15 protein-coding genes are annotated in these 18,633 nt (G+C 67.6%); 9 read left to right on the plus strand and 6 right to left on the minus strand.

What is annotated here, in order from left to right; all coding sequences use genetic code 11:
* Positions 1 to 2,148 (minus strand): TonB-dependent receptor plug domain-containing protein, encoded by a 2,148-nt coding sequence (locus Cte04_RS17505; RefSeq protein WP_169798063.1) that lies wholly within the window; start codon positions 2,146 to 2,148, stop codon positions 1 to 3.
* A gap of 276 nt (positions 2,149 to 2,424) precedes the next feature.
* On the opposite strand from Cte04_RS17505, the gene ilvD reads away from it, so the two are divergent.
* The 6 genes from ilvD (at position 2,425) to Cte04_RS17535 (ending at position 9,104) form a co-directional block, all read left to right on the plus strand.
* Complete coding sequence (ilvD, locus tag Cte04_RS17510; RefSeq protein WP_066481394.1) at positions 2,425 to 4,242, plus strand: dihydroxy-acid dehydratase; 1,818 nt, start codon at positions 2,425 to 2,427, stop codon at positions 4,240 to 4,242.
* A 52-nt stretch (positions 4,243 to 4,294) separates the two neighbouring features.
* Positions 4,295 to 5,290: a Bug family tripartite tricarboxylate transporter substrate binding protein gene (locus Cte04_RS17515; RefSeq protein ID WP_066481275.1), complete on the plus strand. Its 996-nt coding sequence runs from the start codon at positions 4,295 to 4,297 to the stop codon at positions 5,288 to 5,290.
* A 146-nt stretch (positions 5,291 to 5,436) separates the two neighbouring features.
* Positions 5,437 to 6,624: a hypothetical protein gene (locus tag Cte04_RS22170; protein WP_217997588.1), complete on the plus strand. Its 1,188-nt coding sequence runs from the start codon at positions 5,437 to 5,439 to the stop codon at positions 6,622 to 6,624.
* 88 nt (positions 6,625 to 6,712) lie between these two features.
* The gene (locus Cte04_RS17525) at positions 6,713 to 7,345 is read left to right on the plus strand and encodes a TerD family protein (protein WP_066481296.1); all 633 of its coding nucleotides are present in this window, start codon (positions 6,713 to 6,715) and stop codon (positions 7,343 to 7,345) included.
* 11 nt (positions 7,346 to 7,356) lie between these two features.
* Positions 7,357 to 8,361, plus strand: coding sequence for a hypothetical protein (locus Cte04_RS17530; RefSeq protein ID WP_066481297.1), 1,005 nt, complete (start codon positions 7,357 to 7,359; stop codon positions 8,359 to 8,361).
* Positions 8,358 to 9,104, plus strand: a complete 747-nt coding sequence (locus tag Cte04_RS17535; protein WP_066481298.1) for a vWA domain-containing protein — start codon at positions 8,358 to 8,360, stop codon at positions 9,102 to 9,104. Before Cte04_RS17530 ends, Cte04_RS17535 begins: the two co-directional genes overlap by 4 nt.
* Before the next feature lie 42 nt (positions 9,105 to 9,146).
* Here Cte04_RS17535 and Cte04_RS17540 read toward each other — a convergent pair whose 3' ends face one another.
* Together Cte04_RS17540 and trhP are read right to left on the minus strand one after the other, a co-directional pair.
* Positions 9,147 to 10,019, minus strand: a complete 873-nt coding sequence (locus Cte04_RS17540; RefSeq protein WP_066481299.1) for a plasmid replication/partition related protein — start codon at positions 10,017 to 10,019, stop codon at positions 9,147 to 9,149.
* A gap of 170 nt (positions 10,020 to 10,189) precedes the next feature.
* On the minus strand, positions 10,190 to 11,554 hold the full coding sequence (trhP, locus tag Cte04_RS17545; protein WP_066481300.1) for a prephenate-dependent tRNA uridine(34) hydroxylase TrhP: 1,365 nt from the start codon (positions 11,552 to 11,554) through the stop codon (positions 10,190 to 10,192).
* 204 nt (positions 11,555 to 11,758) lie between these two features.
* Between trhP and Cte04_RS17550 the strand changes: the two genes are divergently transcribed.
* Positions 11,759 to 13,570, plus strand: coding sequence for a methyl-accepting chemotaxis protein (locus Cte04_RS17550; protein ID WP_169798064.1), 1,812 nt, complete (start codon positions 11,759 to 11,761; stop codon positions 13,568 to 13,570).
* Between the two features lie 54 nt (positions 13,571 to 13,624).
* Here the strand turns inward: Cte04_RS17550 and Cte04_RS17555 are convergent, their stop codons facing one another.
* Positions 13,625 to 15,136, minus strand: a complete 1,512-nt coding sequence (locus Cte04_RS17555) for a DNA methyltransferase (RefSeq protein ID WP_083526723.1) — start codon at positions 15,134 to 15,136, stop codon at positions 13,625 to 13,627.
* A 125-nt stretch (positions 15,137 to 15,261) separates the two neighbouring features.
* On the opposite strand from Cte04_RS17555, the gene Cte04_RS17560 reads away from it, so the two are divergent.
* A complete protein-coding gene (locus tag Cte04_RS17560) occupies positions 15,262 to 15,672 on the plus strand; it encodes a transcriptional regulator (protein ID WP_066481324.1) in 411 nt (136 codons plus the stop codon).
* A gap of 38 nt (positions 15,673 to 15,710) precedes the next feature.
* Here Cte04_RS17560 and Cte04_RS17565 read toward each other — a convergent pair whose 3' ends face one another.
* Complete coding sequence (locus Cte04_RS17565; RefSeq protein WP_066481401.1) at positions 15,711 to 16,649, minus strand: LysR substrate-binding domain-containing protein; 939 nt, start codon at positions 16,647 to 16,649, stop codon at positions 15,711 to 15,713.
* Positions 16,650 to 16,826: 177 nt separating this feature from the next.
* Between Cte04_RS17565 and Cte04_RS17570 the strand changes: the two genes are divergently transcribed.
* A complete protein-coding gene (locus Cte04_RS17570; RefSeq protein WP_066481325.1) occupies positions 16,827 to 17,594 on the plus strand; it encodes a TSUP family transporter in 768 nt (255 codons plus the stop codon).
* Between the two features lie 107 nt (positions 17,595 to 17,701).
* Here the strand turns inward: Cte04_RS17570 and tolA are convergent.
* Positions 17,702 to 18,633 (minus strand): cell envelope integrity protein TolA (gene tolA / locus Cte04_RS17575; RefSeq protein WP_066481403.1); only part of this gene is annotated, 932 nt, incomplete at its 5' end.

Below are 18,633 nucleotides of genomic sequence, written 5' to 3' on the forward strand. Positions count from 1 at the left end.
TCAGATGTCCTTTTCCAGCATCAGCGCCACACTCAAGGGGCGCTGGCTTCGCATCCGTATGCGGGTGCCGTCCACGGTGCTGCGGGCATCGGCCTTCCAGTCATTGCCCAGCTGCGCCAGCTGGGCACGCAGCCGCACGGTCGGCTCCAGCTTCCACAGGGCTTGCAGGTTCAATGTGGACAGGGGCTTGATGTCCATGATCAGGCCTGCGTTGGCGCGGGTGCTGTAGCCTGCTTCATGGCGCATGAGAACGTTCCAGGTGTCCGGCAGCAGACTGCCGCCTGGGTGGCGTACGCTGAAGCCCCAGTCCAGCACGGCAGGGGACTGGCCCTGCAGCCGCGCCGGTGCGGTCTGGCCGCTCACGCGGGAACGGGCCAGGGTCAGGTGTGCGTTCAGGCTGACCGGCAGCTGGGCCAGGTCATGGCGGGCAGCCAGTTCCAGCCCCAGCACCTCGGTGCGCTGCCGGTTGACTGCCGTCAGCAGCCAGCGGGTATCGCCTTCCTCGTTCCGGTAGGTGTCCAGTTCGTTCGTGAGACTGTTGGCGATGGAGCGGGCAAAGACATTGGCACTCCATTCGCCGGTGTTGCGCCCGTTGCGCTGCAGCTGCTGGCTGAACCCCAGTTCCAGGCCGGTGGCCAGCTCGCTGCGCAGCCTGGGGTTGCCGGCGATGTCGGGGTCGCCGATGCTGCCTTCATGGCCGCTGTTGATGCGCGGCAGCAGCAGGCTGAGCCTGGGCGAGCGGTAGGTGCGAGCCAGCCCGGCATGCCATTGCTGCAGGTCGTTGGGGCGGTAGCGAAGATTGAGCGAGGGCAGCCAGAAGTCGTCATTGCGATGCGGCATGCCGGCGTCCGCAGGAAAGCGGATCTGGTTGCGCTCGCGGCGCAGGCCGGCCTCCAGGTCACAGGCTGCGCCCGGCTGCCAGTTCCATTGCGCAAAGGCCGCCGCAGCGCGGCGCATGACGGAGCTGGTATCGGTGTCCCCGTCTTCGGTAATGGTTTCGCGCATGCGTTCGTTGCGCAGCTGGGTGCCGAGCGTCAGGCGCATGCCATGACCCAGCGGCTGTTTCCAGCGCAGGGCGCCGTGGACCTCGCGCTGATGCTCCAGGGTGCTTTCCTGGCCGCCCCATGCATAGCTGTCGCTCGCCCCCTGATAGGCATAGCTGCTGTGGTTGCGCGACTGCAGCATGCCGGCTTCGGCCTGCACCTGGCCGCCATCGGCTGTTGCGTGCTCCCAGCGCAGCGTGGGGCGTATCGTCCAATGGGGCGATTCGCGGTTGCTGCTGCTGCGGATGACCGCAGGAAGCTGCATCCAGCCGAGTTCGCTGTACTCCCGGACAAAGTAGGGCCGGGCAGTGGTGGTGGCGCTGTCCTGGTGCAGCGTGAGGTATTCGCCCATCCACTGCAGCGCAATACGGTCCTGCGACGTGGGGTGCAGCGCGACCTCGCCGGCCAGCGAAGTCTGGCGGGTGCGCGTCAGCAGCGTCGTGCGTTCTTCGCTGAGGCGATCCACCGTGATGACGTCCTGGAACCAGTCGTCCCATTGCCTTGAGCTGTTCGAAGTGGTGTTGTGCTTGCGGATGCGCTGGGACTTGTCCAGTACCTGGGCGTTGAATTGCCAGTCCAGCATGTCGCCCTGTCCACCCAGCGCAAGGGCCGTGCTGCGCTCGAACTGTCCCTGCGGGGAAAAGCCCAGCCGCGCCCGCACGCTGCGCTCGGGCGTGCCTCCGGCACGGCGCAGGTGGACGCGTATGGTGCCTGCGATGCCCGCGCCACTGTCCTCGGCCGAGGCGCCGCGCACGATTTCCACGCTTTCGATCAGCGCGGCCGGCACGTCCTCCAGGCTAGCCCCACCGCCGTTGAAAGTGCCCAGCGGCCGCCCGTCCAGCAGTACCTGGGTCATGCCCGAGCCCATGCCGCGCAGGCTCAGCTTGCCGTCGGAATCCAGGGCAATGCCTGGCTGGCGCAGCAGAATGTCCTGCAGGCTGGCATCGGGCTGTTCCTGCAGCAACCGAGGGTCCAGCACACTGAGCTGCGCGTCGGAGGCAATGCCTGCAACAGTGACCTCGGGAAGCTCGGAGGCAAGGGCTGCGCCGCAGTACAAGGCGCAGGCGAGGGCGCCCAGCTGGCGCGTAGACGGGGAGGGGTGCACGGGTGAAATTATGTTTTTTTTGCAACAAGGCGAAATTATCCCGAATGCGCGCGCAGCCTGCTGGAGGCCGGAAGCGATCGCCTCGTGCCGTGGCTGGCAGAGGGTGGCAAGGTAAAACGCCAATATCCAGCAGCAGGCCGGAAGGTTATTTTTCATAAACATTGCGGCGCGGCTTGCGTGGGCACATGCCTGCACAAGCTGCGCCGCATCCGGCACTTTCCCGCATTCCCGGTTTGTTCCGCCTTGTCCCTCGCCTTGCCGCCGCGCCTGCCTTTCATGAACGATTCCCGATCTTCCGACTCCCGCGCTACCCCTGGCAGCACGCAGGCCTCTTCCGGTTCCGGTACGCCATCCGGTGCCGTCCCTGCGTTTCGCTCCGCCACGGTGCACCGCGGCACGCTCCGCGCCAGCGCGCGCAGCTTTCTGCATGCGCTGGGCCAGGACGACGAGGAGATCGCGCGCCCGCATGTGGGCGTGTTCCATACCGGCGGGGAGATGAGCCCCTGCAACATGAACCTGCGTGAGCAGGCCCAGCATGCCAAGACCGGCATCTACGCGGGCGGCGGCATGCCCCACGAGTGCCCCGTGGTCTCGGTCAGCGACGGCCTGACCATGGCGCACTCGGGCATGCGCTTTTCGCTGATCTCGCGCGAGCTGATCGCCGACAGCGTGGAGGCCTCGGTGCGCGGCCACCAGTGGGACGGCATCTTTGCCGTGGGCGCCTGCGACAAGAACCTGCCGGGGCTGATGATGGCCATGGTGCGCTGCAATGTGCCCAGCGTCTTCGTGCACGGCGGCTCGGCGCTGCCCGGGCAGATGCCGGGCAGCGCCTCGGGGCGCGACCTCAACGTGGTCGACACCTACGAAACCATAGGCAAGGTGCTGGCCGGCACCTCCACGCTGCAGGAACTGGACACCGTCACGCGCGCCTGCCTGCCCTCGGCCGGGGCCTGCGCCGGGCAGTTCACGGCCAACACCATGGGCATGGTGAGCGAGGCCCTGGGCCTGGCGCCGATCGGCTCCAGCATGGTGCCGGCCGTGTTCAGCGAACGCGCGCCGCTGATGCGCCGCGCGGGCCGCCAGCTCATGGACATGGTCTGGGCCGGCGCCCGGGGCGAGGCCGTGCTGCCGCGCGACATCGTCACGCGCAAGGCCCTGGAAAACGCCTGCGCGGTGGTCTGCGCCACGGGCGGCTCCACGAATGCGGCCCTGCACCTGCCTGCGATCGCACACGAGGCCGGCATACGCTTTCATCTCGACGACGTGGCCGAGATCTTCGCGCGCACGCCGCTGATCGCCGACCTCAAGCCCGGCGGCCGCTACCTGGCGCGCGACGTGTACTACATCGGAGGCGCGGCCGTCATCCTGCGCGCCCTGCTGGAGCAGGGCCTGCTGCACGGCGACGCGCTGACCTTCACGGGCCGCACGCTGGCCCAGGAAGTGGCCGATGCCGCCGAGCCCGACGGCGAAGTGGTGCGCAAGGCCGGCCATCCGATCTCGCCCGACGGCGGGCTCACGGTGCTCAAGGGCAATCTGTGCCCGGACGGTGCCCTGCTCAAGACCGCGGGGCTGCATACCCTGGTGCACCGCGGGCCGGCGCGCGTGTTCGAATCGGAAGAGCAAGCCCAGGACGCCGTGCAGGCCATGGCCTATGCGCCTGGCGATGTGCTGGTGATCCGCAACGAAGGGCCCCGGGGCAGCCCCGGCATGCGCGAGATGCTGGGCATCACGGCCTTGCTCTACGGCCAGGGCATGGGCGACAAGGTGGCCCTGCTCACCGACGGGCGCTTCTCGGGCGCCACGCGCGGCCTGTGCATAGGCTATGCGGGCCCGGAGGCGGCCGACAACGGGCCGATTGCCGCGCTGCAGGACGGCGACATCATCGCCATCGATGCCAGGGCCGGCGCGCGCAGCATCACGGTGGAGCTGGCGCCCGAAACCCTTGCGACGCGGCTGGAGGCCGCCAGGGCCGCCCGTGCGCAGCAGCGGCCGCTGGGCGGCCTGCTGGAGAAATATGCGCTGACCGTGCGCCCCGCCCACCAGGGCGCGGTCACCCACTCGGGCGCCGTCACCTGGCTGCGCGACAAGAAGTGACAGTCCTCGCCTGGCTGACCCTGCATTCACCCAAAACACCAAGGAGACAACCATGAACTTCAACCGCCGCCAATGGCTGCAGGCCGCAGGTGCCGGCAGCGCGGGTGCGCTGCTGTCCGGCATAGCCATGCAGGCCCAGGCCCAGGCCCAGCTCGAGAATTTGAACATCATCACCGGCTTCGCTGCGGGCGGCACGTCGGACGCCATCTGCCGCCGTGTGGGCACCAAGCTCGGCGGCTATGCCAAGGCCGTGGTGGTGGAAAACCGCACGGGCGCGGGCGGGCAGATCGCCATCAACTACGTCAAGGGCCGCCCGGCCGACGGCTCGGTGATGCTGCAGACGCCGACTTCCATGCTGACGATCTACCCGCACATCTACAAGAAGCTGGGCTACGACCCGGTGGCCGACCTCACGCCCGTCACCGTGGGCTGCATCTTCGACTTCGGTTTCGCGGTCGGCCCCATGGTGCCGGCCAGCGTGACCACCGTGCCCGAGTTCTTCGCCTGGGTCAAGGCCAATCCCAACGGCGGCAGCTTCGGATCGCCCGCTGCGGGCTCCACGCCGCATTTCATTGGTGCCTTGCTGGGGCACCAGGCCGGCGTGGAGTTCAAGCATGTGGGCTATCGCGGCTCGCAGCCCGCGCTGATGGACATGATGGGCGGCAATGTCGCGGCGGTGAGCTGCCCGGTCGGCGATGCCATGCAGCATGTGGCCAGCGGCAAGCTCCGCGTGCTGGGCGTGAGCGGCGCCAAGCGCAGCCGCTTCATGCCCAAGGTACCGACGTTCACCGAGCAGGGCTACAGGAACATGGCCCACAGCGAATGGTTCGGCTTCTTCCTGCCCGCCAAGGCCAAGTCGGAGCTGGTGGAGAGGCTCAACGCCCAGATGCGCCAGGCCCTGGCCAGCGCCGATGTGGTCGACAGCCTGGGCGTGTTCGGCCTGGAGGCCATGTCGTCGAGCCCGGCGGAGCTGGCCGCTCTGGTCAGGGAGGACCTGGCCAAGTGGGGGCCCATCGTCAAGCAGATCGGCTTCACGGCCGAGGTCTGATTCCCCCGAGGCCTGCATCCTTTTGTAAGGCTTTATCCCGCCCGGCTCCGGGTGCGCTGCCTGCGCAAAGTAGGCATCTAGAATGGCTGCTCTCTTCACCAAAGCGTTCTGCCTGCGGGCAGGAACATTCATAACAAATGAGTGATGTGACACAGCCTTCCGCCCAGCCTGCCGGCACTGCCATCCAGGCGGCCCAGCCGCCTGGCGCATTGCAGATTCCCCAGAATTTCCCGACCGCGCTGCCAGCCGCCGAAATGGCAGCCGTGCTGGGCCGTGTGCAGAACTTCGAGCTGATGGCGCTGGCCCCCGCGGAGATTGCCAAGCTGGGCTTCGAGGCCGAACTGACGCTCAACCAGGTCTTCGACCGCTTCCTGGCCGAAGTCGACAAGCACAAGGCGCCCGTGGTGTTCGGCCTGCTGGACCGGCTCAGCGCGGCCGTCGAATCCGAGAAGCTGGACCAGCTGGCCGACCGCATCCTCAGCGGCGAGAAACCCTCGCTGATGACGCGCCTTGCCGGGCTGCTCAGTGCCCAGGCCATGCGCAGCGCCATCAGCAAGGCGCTGGCAGAGACCGCGCAGCTGGTCTCGTTCAAGACCAAGCGCCTGTCCGACGAGGTCAACAAGCTCGAGCGTGAACTCAGCGGCGAGATGCGCAGGCTCGAATCGGACATGCACGGCCTGGACAGCGTGCTGCAGGAATACCACCGCTTTCGCAAGCTGTTCGCGGTCGAGGCGCTGTTCCTGTACAACGCCCACCTGTACGCCCGCCAGCAGGTGCAGGCGCTGGAGCCGGCGATGGAGCAGGACCATCTGCTGCGCATGCAGGCCACGCAGAAGCTGCAGGCGCTGGAGTCGCGTGCGCTGGCCGTCGAAGGCTGCATGACGCGCCTGCCCGCGGACCAGCTGGTGCTGGCGCAGATCCAGGACTCGGGCCTGAGCACGCTGCAGGAGCTGGCGACCACGGCTTCGGTGCGCTTTGCCTCCATCAAGTCCAGCCTGCTGGGCCTGTACAGCGCCTACCGCGTGCTGGAGACGCAGCAGCTCAGCCAGAAGGGCAAGGACCTCGACGAGAACCTCAGCCGCATGCGCGGCAAGCTGATGCAGCAGGTGGCCGGCACCGCGGCCCGTGCGCCCGGCGACAACCGCCAGAGCCAGGCCCAGCAGATCCAGTCCGTGGTGGCAGGCACGCGCGAGCTGATGGAGATCGCCGGCCAGGCCCGCATTGCCAACCAGCAGAAATTCGCGCAGGCGCGCGAGCTGATGGCCGCCTCGCGCCAGGAAATGCTGGCGCTGGGCCAGACCGTGCTGGCCAGCGCCCAGGCGCGCCGCGCCTGAATTCCGAACCATGGCGCAGGGCCGCGGCCAGCCGCCGGCCCGGCTGCCTGTTTTCCCATACTTTCCCCACGATTAGACGGAGTGCTTCATGTCCTTGTCGGTGAATCTCGCCAAACCTTCGGATGCGCCCAGAAAGCTCACGCTGAATCTCAAGAAGAACGAATCCTTTTTCGTGCGCCTGGCCTGGGATTGCCCATCGGACCTGGACCTGCATGCGCTGGTGGCGGTCAACCGGGGCGAGGGCGCCCGGATCTCGGAGTTCGAGGACATTCTGTCCGTCTACAACGTGCAGCGCACGGTGCGCGGCCAGCAGGAAGGCTACCTGCCGCTGGCGGCCGACAAGACCTTTTCCGTCCATGGCGGCGCGCTGGTGCACAGCCCCGATGCCACCGACGGCCAGCTCAGCGATGACGACGACGAGTGGATCCGCGTGTTTCCGTCCAGGCTGCGCCTGCCGGCCACCGGCTATATCGAAGTCGTGCTCGTGGCCATGATCCACGGCCCCGGCAAGCCGGTGTTCCGTCACGTGAAGAATGCGCATGTCGTCGTGGAGAACGAGGACCGCGAACAGCTGCTGATGGTCAGCCTGAGCGATCACTTCGCCGATTTTTCGGGCGTGCAGATGGGTTCCATCATCATCGACGGCAGCGGCCCGGCCTTCTCGCCCGTGGGCGTGGGCTTTGTCGGCGACTTCAACGACGTGCTGGCGCAATTTTCCTGAGCGCTGCGGCGATGAAACGCGCGCCCTCCATCGTCCGAGGCGCGGACGGCAACACCCCGGCGCAGCCCGGTCCCACGCGCATCAGCATCGGCGCTGCGCCATCGGTGCCGCCCGCCGCGCCGCAGTGCCCGCCACAGCCCGGGCCTCAGTCCCTGAGCTCGCGCCCGGCACCGACACGGCTGGCTCTGCCCGGGGCTGCGCAGGCCGAGGCGGCCGGGCATCGGCGCCCGGTCCTCAAGCCGTCCGTGCTGGCCGGCGTGCAGCAACGACCGTTTGCGGCCGCGGCCGAAGAGCTGCTGCAGCTGTTTCCCGACGCACAGCCGCAGGCCGTGCAGCTGGCGCAGCAGCAGATCGGTGCGGCGCCGCTGCCCACGGCCGGGGCCCCGGACTGGATGCGCTTTGGCGAGCCGCAGCAGCAGCGCCTGGCGCAGCTGGTCAGGCAGCGCCTGCAACTGGCCGAGGAGCCGTTGCTGCGCCAGGTGCCGCTGTTGCTGCGCCAGCTGCACGCGCGCATGAGCGATCTGCTGGAGGCCTTGCAGGGCGGCGTGTTCCGGCGTACACCGGCCAGGATATGGAGCGAGGCGGCGCCCGAGGTGCGGCTGGCGGAGACACGCCTGCAGCAGGCCTTGCCCCAGCTCCAGTCGCACCAGGCGCTGCTGGCCGAGCTGGCGCTGCAGACCGGGGCGGCCCACCGGCAATTGCAGGCGCTGGACATGGCGGCCGCCTGGCTGCTGGAGCGCACGGGCGACGACATCCACACCACCTTGAGCGCCAGGGCCGCGGCCATCCTGGCTTCGCAGGCGCTGGCCCTGGAGCAGCTGCAGCTGCTGCAGCTCGACCAGGACCATCTGCAGGCACTGACGGCCATGGTGCAGGAAGGCGTGCTGGTCAGGCTGCCCGCCGTGCTGGCTCAGCTGGCGCCATGGGGGCCGCGGCTCAGCGAGACGCAGCGCCTGCTGCTGGCCGATGTGGTCGCTGAATTCAAGGCCTTTATCGAACGGAAACTTCCCTCATGATCCAACTCAATCTCGCCAAGTCGACCACTGCGCTCAAGCTGTCGCTGGAAAAGAAAGGCATCGTCCAGCCGCCGGTGATCGACGTCGCCATCGCCCTGGACGTTTCGGGCTCGTTCGAGGATGAGCACGAGCAGGGCGTGACCAACGACCTGCTGCTGCGCCTGGCGCCCTGGGGACTGGCTTTCGATCCCGACCGCAAGCTCGATGTGTTCACCTTCTCGGATGGCCCCCGCCATGCCCACCATGTGGGGGCGCTGACCGCCACCAACTACGAGAACTTCGTGCGCCGGCAGATCATCGGCAAGGTGCCGGGCTGGGCGCGGGGCACGGACTATTCCTATGTGCTGCAGAAGATCTTCCAGAGCTTTGGCTGGGCCGCTGAGGAAGGCCGGACCGGCTTTCTGCAGCGCCTCTTCGGCGCCCGCAGCGCGCCTGCGGCCGAGGCGCAGGGGCCGCGCAAGCGCTCGGTGGTGTTCTTCATCACCGACGGTGAAAACAGCGACCAGGCCCAGACGCGCAAGGTGCTGGCCCAGGCCCAGCGCGAGGCCTACGAGGTCTATGTGATGTTCCTCGGCATCTCCAACCAGCCCGGCGAGTTCGCCTTCATCGAACGGCTGGGCGAGGAGTTCGGCAACACGGGTTTTCTGCCCATCCGGAACCTGAAGGCCTTTGTCTCGCAAAGCGACGAGGCCCTGAACGAGGCGCTGCTGGTGCCCGAGCTGCTCCACTGGCTCAAGCCCTGAGCACGGCCGGCGCACCGCCCGCGCGGCAGGGCCGGCGGCGGCTTACTGCTGCTCGGCCAGCAGATCCTGCAGCGCCTTGACCTGCTGGCGCAGGCGCTCGTTCTCGGCTTCGAGTTCGGCCACGCGGGCCTGCAGTTCCTCTGGCGAGGCGGCAGGGGCCGCGGCCTGTTCGTCGCCGGCCTCGGTTTCCTTGGCCGCCTTGGGCTTTTTCCTGGCATCGCGCACGCGCTTGGCGGCCTGCTTGAGACCTTCGGCGCCTTCGGCGGCCACGGCCTGCTGTTCCTCCACGGGCAGGGTGGCGACCACGGCGGCTGCGTTGAGCGAGAGTTCGCCCGCCTTGACGGCGGCCACCACTTCGGGTGCGGCCTTTTCCTGGATGGTCTCGATCATCTTGACCTGGCCGGCCGACAGGCGCGCGGCACGGGCCAGGGCTTCGCGCGTGTCCAGCGCCTCGTCAGGCACCTTGGCCACGCTGGCCAGGGCCTTGGCGACCACGGGGTCCGTGTCGCCTTCCCAGGGCGCTTCCTCGCCGTTGGCCGCCTCTGCGGCTTCTGCCTTGGCGGCCTGCACGGCGGCGGCGGCTTCGGCGCGGCGCGCGGCAATGATCTCGCGCTTGCGCAGCGCCAGCACGCCGCGCTGGAAGTCCGAGACGCTGCGGCGGCCCAGGTGCTGGTCGATCATCCACAGGTGCACGTCGTCCATGTTCTTGAACTGCGTGGCCTGCACGGTGTTGAAGGGCAGGCCGTGCTTGATGCAGATGCCGTAGCGGTTGTGGCCGTCGATGAGCAGGTCGCCCCACAGCACCAGGGCATCGCGGCAGCCTTCGGCCAGAATGCTGCGCTCCAGCGCCTCGTGTTCGTCGGGGGTGAGCGGGTCGATATAGGCCTTCAGGCCTTCGTCAATTCGGATGTCCATGGTCGGGGTTCTCTGGAATCAGGAGCTGCCAGCGCAGGATTTGCATAGGTTTCAATGCAAAAAACACCTTGCATCAAGGCATTGCAAGCGCAGGCAGCTATGGAAAAAAGAGTGACGCCCCTGCATGCGGGGCGTCATGGGGCAGCGCCGGACGGTGGGCGCGCGCGAGCCTACAGCAGGCGCGAAATCAGCGCGCCGTCCACCGGGCCTTCGAGCGGGATGCGCACGCGCACGGGGTTGCCCTGGGCGACCTGCACGGGCTCGCCTTCGAGGTTGAACATCTTCTCCAGCAGCACCTTGCGGTTGCCCCGGGGATGGATGATCTCCAGCGTGTCGCCTACCTGGAAGCGGTTCTTGGTCTCGATCTCGGCCAGACCGTCGGCCCAGCCGCGCACCTCGCCCACGAAGTGGCTGCGCTGCAGCACACTGTGGCCGGTCTCGTAGTTCTGGTAGTCCTGCGAGGGGCGGCGCTCCAGCAGGCCGCCGGTGTAGCCGCGGTTGGCCAGGCCTTCGAGCTCGGTGATCAACTCGGGGTTGAACGGGCGGCCGGCCACGGCATCGTCGATGGCGCGGCGGTAGACCTGGGCCGTGCGGGCCACGTAGTACAGGCTCTTGGTGCGGCCCTCAATCTTGAGCGAGTCCACGCCGATCTTCACCAGGCGCTCCACATGCTCCACGGCGCGCAGGTCCTTGGAGTTCATGATGTAGGTGCCGTGCTCGTCTTCCATGATGGGCATGAGCTCGCCGGGGCGGCCCATTTCCTCGATCAGGTAGACCTGGTCGGCCTTGGGGTGGCGCTCGCCGTTGCCGCAGGTGCTGAACTGCGAGTCGGCCTCCTCGCGGGCCTTCTCGAAGCTGAAGCCGTTTTCCATGGTCTGGGCCAGGGCCTCGCCGGTGTTGGGGTCCACGGCCGCATCGTGCGTCTTGTATTCCCAGCGGCAGGCATTGGTGCACGTGCCCTGGTTGGGGTCGCGGCGGTTGAAGTAGCCCGACAGCAGGCAGCGGCCCGAGTAGGCGATGCACAGCGCGCCGTGCACGAAGACCTCGATCTCCATGTCCGGGCATTCCTGGCGGATCTTCTCGATCTCGTCCAAGCTCAGCTCGCGCGAGAGGATGATGCGCGAGACGCCGGCCTTCTGCCAGAACTTCACCGTGGCCCAGTTCGTGGTGTTGGCCTGCACCGACAGGTGCAGTTCGGCCTCGGGCCACTTTTCCTTGACCATCATCATCAGGCCGGGGTCGGCCATGATCAGCGCGTCGGGCTTGAGCGCCATCACGGGCTCGATGTCGCGGATATAGGTGCGCACCTTGTCGTTGTGGGCGATCAGGTTGCTGGTGACGAAGAACTTCTTGCCCCGGGCATGGGCTTCCTGAATGCCCTGGGCGATCTGCTCCAGGCGGAATTCGTTGTTGCGCGCGCGCAGCGAGTAGCGCGGCTGGCCGGCGTAGATGGCGTCGGCGCCGAAGTCATAGGCGGCGCGCATCTTGTCGAGCGAGCCGGCAGGCAGCAGCAGTTCAGGGGCTTTGAGGGTCATGATGGGCCGTATTGTCCCGCAAACCGTTTGCCATTGCGTGGCATGGGGGGCGTGAAACGGACTCTGCGGTCGCCGGGGCTGGGCGGATTTAGGCCTGTTTTTCGGCCGATGGCCTCGGGCTGCGGCCAGCACAATCGTCCCGGCACTTTGCCCGCCGCACCATGGCGGGGGGCGAAAGTGGTCGTTCACAACGGGAGTTTTTCGATGTTCCGATATCTGAGTATCCGCAGGGGCTTGATCCTCGTGCTGGTCCTGATGCTGCTGGCCCTGGCCGTGGCCATTGGCGAAGGCCTGCACAGCACCGTCAAGGGCGCCACCGGCACCCAGGCGCAGTACGATTTTTTCCATGGCCGGCTGATGGCCATCAAGCAGCTGCAGATCCATATCGTGGAAAACCGGCTGGAGTTCTCCACGGGCTACCGCGAGCTGCTGCGCGGCGACAAGGCCGCGCTGGAGGAAGCCGTGGGCGATGCGGAAAAAGCCCTGGCCAATGCCGGCAAGCAGGCCCAGGCCTTCCTGGCCGAAACCGAGGGCAAGGCCCGGCCCGACGAGCAGGAGCGCGCGCGCGCCGTGGCCAAGGCCTTCGAGGTGTACAAGGACATGGCCCAGCGCAGCGCCCAGGCCTTGCGCAGCGGCAACGAGGAAGGCTACTACGGCTCGGCCATGCGCGCCGAGCGGCGCAATGCGCTGCAAGGCCTGACGGCAGCCATCCGCACCTATCTGGAAGCCGCGGACCAGCGTTCGCAGGCCCTGATCGCCGAGGCGCGCGCTTCGGAAGCCCAGGCCATGGCCGGCAGCACGGCGCTGATGGTGCTGGGCCTGGTGCTGGCCGTGGGCTGCTGGCTGTTCATCCGCAACCAGGTGCTGCGCCCCATCGACGAAGCCAACACCGTGCTGGAAACCGTGGCCCGGGGCGACCTGACCGGACGCATCCCCCAGGCCCACCACGAGATCGGCCGCCTCATGGCCTCGCTGCAGCGCATGCAGGACAGCCTGAGCGGCATGGTGACCGAAGTGCGCCAAGGCGTGAACGAGATCGGCGTGGCCGCGCAGGAGATCGCCCTGGGCAACTCCAACCTGAGCAGCCGTACCGAGCAGCAGGCCTCGGCCCTGCAGGAAACGGCGGCCAGCATGGAGCAGCTGTCCTCCACCGTGCGCCAGAACGCCGACAACGCGCGCCAGGCCAACCAGCTGGCCGCCAGCAGCCTGGAGGTGGCCGTGCGCGGCGGCCAGGCCGGCACCGAGGCGGTGACCACCATCGGCGCGCTGGCCGACAGCTCCAGGCGCATGGCGGAAATCGTCACCGTCATCGACAGCATCGCCTTCCAGACGAATATCCTGGCGCTCAACGCCGCCGTGGAAGCGGCGCGTGCCGGCGAACAGGGCAAGGGCTTTGCCGTGGTGGCCTCCGAAGTGCGGGCGCTGGCCCAGCGCTCGGCCACGGCGGCCAAAGAGATCAAGGGCCTGATCGAAGACTCCGTGACCAAAGTGGACGCGGGCTCGGCCCAGGTGGCGCACGCGGGCGAGCTCATGCAGCAGATCGTCGCTTCGGTGCAGCGCGTGACCGACATCATGGGCGAGATCTCGGCCGCCTCCCAGGAACAGGCCTCGGGCATTGCCCAGGTCAACCAGGCCGTGACCCAGATGGACCAGAACACGCAGCAGAACGCGGCGCTGGTGGAAGAGGCGGCTGCGGCCGCCGGTTCGCAGGAAGCGCAGACCCGCCGCCTGCAGGAAGCCGTTTCGCGCTTTCGCCTGCCCGGCGACACCGGCAGCACCGGGGGGGCGCGGCGCCGGCCCGAGGGCACGCCGGCCAAGGCGCAACCGGTAACTGCAGCGCAGTCCGCGGTATCCAAGCCCGTTGCGGCCAAGCCGGGGGGCGCCGTTGCCGCCACGGCACGCCCTGCAGCCCCCAAGCGTGCTCCGGCACTGGCTTCCGCCGCGGTGGCTGCTACTTCGGTCGCTGCGTCGGCAGGCTCTTCCCGCAACGACGAAGGCGATTGGGAAACCTTCTGAAGCTTCGCTAGCCATCCGGGCCCGGCCATGCCGGCCCGGATGGCTAGCGAAAGCTCAGGCCGACGCCTCGGCGCGCAGCACCACCTCGGTCTCCAAGCCCAGCACATCCACGGCCCGTATGCACACCTGGCGCGGGCCGTGCTTTCGGGGCAGGCGCAGTACGGCCAGGGTGCTCACACGCAGCGCTTGGCCTGCATGTGCAGGCCCGCTGCGATGGCTCTGCCATGTCGAGCAGAACACATTGCCGTCATAGTCGGGGTCCACGGCCCAGTATTCGATCAGGGCCAGAGGGTCCGCATCCGCCACGGCATGCAATCTGCTGCGGTCATCGGCGTCGAGTTCGTTGGCCTGGGGCGAAGGCAGCACATAGTTCTTCAGGCGCACCTGCAGCGTTTCCTGCCCGCTGTTGATGCGCCGCTCGACGGGATGGAGCAGCAGGTGCTGCCGCGATGCAGCCTGCGGCAGGCGGTGGCCGCTAGTGCCGGAAGAAGACTGGTCCGTGGGCGCTGGATGGCTGCGGACCGTCTGGTAAAGAAATGGCCTGGCGCCATGTCCTGCCAGGCGCTTGCGCGCGGTCAGGCATGCGGCGGCGCCGATGTCGACACTGATCCAGTTGCGTGACAGTCTTTCGGCGTTGTACGCAAATGCACCCGAGCCGCCGAAGAAGTCCGCCACCAGGGCGCCGGGCCCGGAGGATGCTTGGATGATCCGCTCCAGCAGCGCATTGGGCTTTTCGGTGGCATAGCCGGTCCGGCGGATACCGTCGACGCGCAAGCGGGCCGCCACGGCCATCTCCCACCAGTCCTCGGGGATCTTGCCGCGCTGCGCAAGCGCCGCCCTGTCGATTCCTGCCCAGCCGCCGCCCAGCGGGCCGGAGAGCGGCATGCGGACATCATCGGCGTTGAAGGTCCAGGCGTCGGACTTGGAATACCAGTAGATATGGTCGTGCTTGCGGTTGAACTGGCGCATCCTGGGAGAGCCGGGGCCGTGGTAGCACCAGACGATCTCGTTGCGCAGGTTCTGCCGGCCCATGATGTCGTCCAGGATCACCTTGACATAGTGGCCCGCATGCCAGTCCAGATGCACGTAGATCGAACCGGTATCGGCCAGCAGTTCCCGCATCAGGATGAGGCGGGGCACGAGCATGGCCAGATAGGAGGCGGTACCGCCGCGCCAGATGTCCGAGTAGGCCTGCCGCCTGATCTGCGTGGTGCGCGCAGGCCGCATCGGGTCCGGTAGGGCCACCTTCATGTGGTAGTCGCTGCGGCTGTCGAATGGCGGATCGATATAGATCAGGTCCAGCTTGCCGCGCAGGCTGGGCATTTGCTCATCGCCCGCCAGCAGCGCAGCCATGGCTGCGAGGTTGTCGCCATGGATCAGCCGGCCCGTCCAGCCGGTCTCCAGGTCCTGGGTCGCGCCCGCTGCAACGCCATTGGCCGGCATGACCATTTCACGTGTCTGGAGCACGGTCCCGCCGTACGCCTCCAGGTTCCGGAGGATGTGCGCGGCCTGCTTGCGACCTGCGGCGATGATTTCGGGCAATTGTTCGAGCAGGGATGGGGGCATTGCGCAGCTGACCGCCGTGCCAGCCTCCCGCTGTACGACGGTTGTGGGATGGATTCAACCGATAATTCAATGAATGATAAAACACAAAGTTTAACTTTCATTCCACAGGAATTTAATTTCCAGGAATGGACAACAAGCTCGAATTTGCCCAGCGGCTGCGCGACGCCATGGTTGCCGCTGGCTTGGAGCCGCGGCCTGGCGTATTGCTCAATCTGTTCAACACCCACTACTGGGGAAGGTCCGTCACCTTTCAGGCGGTATCGCGCTGGCTCAAGGGCGAGGCCGTACCCGCACAGGACAAGCTGGTCGTGCTGGCCAGCCTGCTGAAAATCGAACCCGAGGTGCTGCGCTTTGGCGAGGCCGTGCGCAATTCGGTGCAGGAGCACCGCCAGCGCTGGACTGAAGGCGTGGGCTATCTGGAGCGCGAGGCCTTCGATGCCTTTCTTCAACTGCCCGCGCCCCAGCGCAAGATCGTGCGCGAAGTGATCCTGACCTTTGCCAAGGTGCATGGCAAGGAGCAGGAGACGATCTCCTGACACCCCGTGTCCGGCCCGGCCTGTGAAGGTCCGGGCCGCTAGTCAGCCTGCCGGCGCAGATGGGCCAGCAGCTGGCCTGCCGGGCTAGAGAGGGAAGCGCCCCTGGCCGTGCACAGCCACAGCTGGCGCCGGGCCCAGGCATCGCTGAGCGGCACGGCCACGACTCCGGTGGCCGCGGCGTGGCGCCGTACCGCGGCGGCGGGCAGCACGCAGATGCCGACGCTTTGCCCCACCAGCTGGCACAGGCCTTCGGGATGGGGCAGCTGCACACGCATGCGCAGCGCGCTGCCCATGAAATCAGGCCTGCCTGCGGCAGCGGCCTTTTCCAGTCGCAGGGCCTGCTTCAGCAGCAATTGCTGCAATGCCGAATCGCGCGGCAGGCCCACCCAGTTTTCATGGACGAGATCGGCCAGCGCCAGGCTGGCATGCGTGGCCAGCGGATGGCCGGCCGCCAGCACGGCCACCAGCTGGTCGGTGCGCCACATGCTGCATTCGAGGCCGGACAGCAGCGGCGGCTCGTCGGCATCCCAGGCGGCCACGCCCAGGTCGCACAGGCCCTGGCGCAGGCCGTCCAGAACCTCGGCGCTGGGGCATTCCTGCAGCTCCAGCGCGAGCTGCGGGTGCTGCTGCAGAAAACCGCTGATGGCCAGAGGCAGGTGCTCGCGTATGGCCGAAGTGTTGCCGCGCAGGCGCACCTGTGCGGCCAGCCCCGAGCCGAAGTCGCCCATGGCGCCGCGCAGGCTCTGCATCTGCCGCAGTACCTGGCGCGCATGCTGGCCCAGCGTATGGCCGGCCGCCGTGGGCTGCACGCCGCGTGCCTGGCGCGTGAGCAGCGCACAGCCCAGCTGGCTTTCCATGCCGCGCACGCGCTCGCTGGCCGAAGCCAGCGTGATGTGCGACAGCGCGGCGGCCGCGGTCATGGTGCCGCTGTCCAGGATGTGGACGAACAGCTGCAGGTCGGTGAGGTCGAAGCGCAGGCCCATAGGGTGACATTCAGGAATTTCCAAAGCCTTGGTTTGAAATTTCCCGCTTGTGGATGCTTGTAACGCCGGACAGTATTGCGCTGTATCGATGTGCCAGGCAATGAAGGATAAAAAATAGTTTGGATTTTCCTGATGCATGGCAGCGATGGATGGCAGCTATAGGAGGAACAGATGGCAGAGCAGGAATGGGTTTTCGTGGCGGCGCTGGCCGTGTTCGCGCTGGCGGGCGTGGTCAAGGGCGTGGTCGGGCTGGGCCTGCCCACGGTATCCATGGCATTGCTGGCCTTGCTGATGCCCGCAGGGCAGGCGGCGGCCTGGCTGCTGCTGCCTTCCCTGGTGACCAATGTGGTGCAGATGCGCCCCGTGGCTGCGCTCATGCCGGTGCTGCGCCGGCTGTGGCCCATGCAGGCCGGCATTGTGCTGGGCACGCTGGGCGGCATGGGGTGCTGGGGCCCCGTGGGTGCCTTGCCCGTGGCGCGCATGGCGCTGGGTCTGGCGCTGGTGGCTTATGCGGCCTGGGGCCTGTGGGGCCGCAGTGCCGCAATCCCGGTCAGGCACCAGGCATGGCTGGGGCTGGCGTGCGGCCTGGCAACCGGCGGCATTGCCGCGCTGACCGGTGTTTTCGTCGTGCCTGCCGTGGCCTTTCTGCAGGCGCTGAATCTCCCGCGCCAGGCCTTGATGCAGGCCATGGGTCTGAGCTTTACGGTTTCCACCGTGGCGCTGGGGCTGGGCATGGCAGGGGCTGCGCCTGCCGTCCCCCGGGCCGGCGGCTTTGCCTGGGGCCAGGCCGTGCTGGTCTCTGCCCTGATGCTGCTGCCCGCACTGGCCGGCATGGCATGGGGCGCGCGGCTGCGCGAGCGCCTGTCGCCCCCGCTCTTCAAGCGTGTGCTGATGCTGAGCCTGCTGGTGCTGGGCGCCTATATGTGCATTGCCGGGTAGCGCGGCAGGAGTGCAGCCGGGGGCTGCGCGGTTTGCTCAAGGCATGAAAAAGCCCCGCAGGCCGGGCCGGCGGGGCTTGATTTGCACAGTACGGGAGGGCCTCTGCGTCAGTCCTGCGGCCTGAAGCCGATGACGAGGTCGGACGGCACCTTGCCGTCGATGTCCCGCGGCAGCTTGTCGGTCTTTTGCAGGGCGCGCACCACGGCTTCGTCCCAGGCGGCATTGCCGCTGGACTTGCTGATCGTGGCACTGGTGATGGTGCCGTCGGGTGCGGTGCGCACGCGCACCTCGGCGCGCGGATTGCCGCTGATGGCGTCCGGATAGACGATGTTGGGCTTGACGCGCGCCGCCACCTTGGCCGCGTAGCCGGCCGACGGACCGCCGCTGGCGCTGCTGCCCGCTCCGCCGCTGCGGCTGCCGCCGGTGCCGCTGGCATCGGAGCCGCCGCTGCCGGCCATGCCCTGCATGCGGCGTATGTTCTCCTGGCGGCGGGCCTCGGCTTCCTTGGCTTCCTTCGCCTCCTTGGCGGCCTGCTCCTTCTTGCGCTTGTCTTCGGCGGCCTTCCTGGCCGCTTCGGCCTTTTCCTTCTCGGCTTTCTCCCTGGCTGCCTTTTCCTTTTCAGCCTTTTCGGCCTTTTCCTTTTCCGCCTTTTCGCGCGCGGCCTTTTCCGCCTTTTCCTTGGCAGCCTTCTCTTTCTTTTCCTGCTCCAGCTTTTCCTGGCGTTCCTTCTCCGCCTTCTCGGCCTTTTGCTTTTCCAGCTTCTCCTGGTGTGCCTTTTCCAGCTTCTCGGCCTTTTCCTTCGCCAGCTTTTCCTGGTGTTGCTTTTCCCGTTCCTTCTCCCGCTGCTCGCGCGCTTCCTGCTCGGCCTTTTCCTTCTTCAGCTGTTCGGCCTTGCGCTTTTTCTCGAGCGCAATCTCGGCCTCGCGGTCATCGTCCTGGACCTTGGGCGCGGGCGGCGTCACCGGGGCCACCACCGCAGGGGCGGGCGGCGGCGGCGGGGGTTCGGGCTGCGGCTCGGGGGCCGGCGGCGGAGGCGGGG

It is taken from the genome of Comamonas terrae, from assembly GCF_001544075.1.
Taxonomy (GTDB): domain Bacteria; phylum Pseudomonadota; class Gammaproteobacteria; order Burkholderiales; family Burkholderiaceae_C; genus Comamonas; species Comamonas terrae.

What these genes read in the sequence shown, in the direction of transcription:
- Cte04_RS17535 (WP_066481298.1), top strand. Translation starts at nt 8,358, where the DNA reads ATGATCCAACTCAATCTCGCCAAGTCGACCACTGCGCTCAAGCTGTCG.
- Cte04_RS17555 (WP_083526723.1), bottom strand. Translation starts at nt 15,136, where the DNA reads ATGCCCCCATCCCTGCTCGAACAATTGCCCGAAATCATCGCCGCAGGT.
- Cte04_RS17560 (WP_066481324.1), top strand. Translation starts at nt 15,262, where the DNA reads ATGGACAACAAGCTCGAATTTGCCCAGCGGCTGCGCGACGCCATGGTT.
- ilvD (WP_066481394.1), top strand. Translation starts at nt 2,425, where the DNA reads ATGAACGATTCCCGATCTTCCGACTCCCGCGCTACCCCTGGCAGCACG.
- Cte04_RS17550 (WP_169798064.1), top strand. Translation starts at nt 11,759, where the DNA reads ATGTTCCGATATCTGAGTATCCGCAGGGGCTTGATCCTCGTGCTGGTC.
- Cte04_RS17515 (WP_066481275.1), top strand. Translation starts at nt 4,295, where the DNA reads ATGAACTTCAACCGCCGCCAATGGCTGCAGGCCGCAGGTGCCGGCAGC.
- Cte04_RS17540 (WP_066481299.1), bottom strand. Translation starts at nt 10,019, where the DNA reads ATGGACATCCGAATTGACGAAGGCCTGAAGGCCTATATCGACCCGCTC.
- trhP (WP_066481300.1), bottom strand. Translation starts at nt 11,554, where the DNA reads ATGACCCTCAAAGCCCCTGAACTGCTGCTGCCTGCCGGCTCGCTCGAC.
- Cte04_RS17570 (WP_066481325.1), top strand. Translation starts at nt 16,827, where the DNA reads ATGGCAGAGCAGGAATGGGTTTTCGTGGCGGCGCTGGCCGTGTTCGCG.
- Cte04_RS17530 (WP_066481297.1), top strand. Translation starts at nt 7,357, where the DNA reads ATGAAACGCGCGCCCTCCATCGTCCGAGGCGCGGACGGCAACACCCCG.
- Cte04_RS17525 (WP_066481296.1), top strand. Translation starts at nt 6,713, where the DNA reads ATGTCCTTGTCGGTGAATCTCGCCAAACCTTCGGATGCGCCCAGAAAG.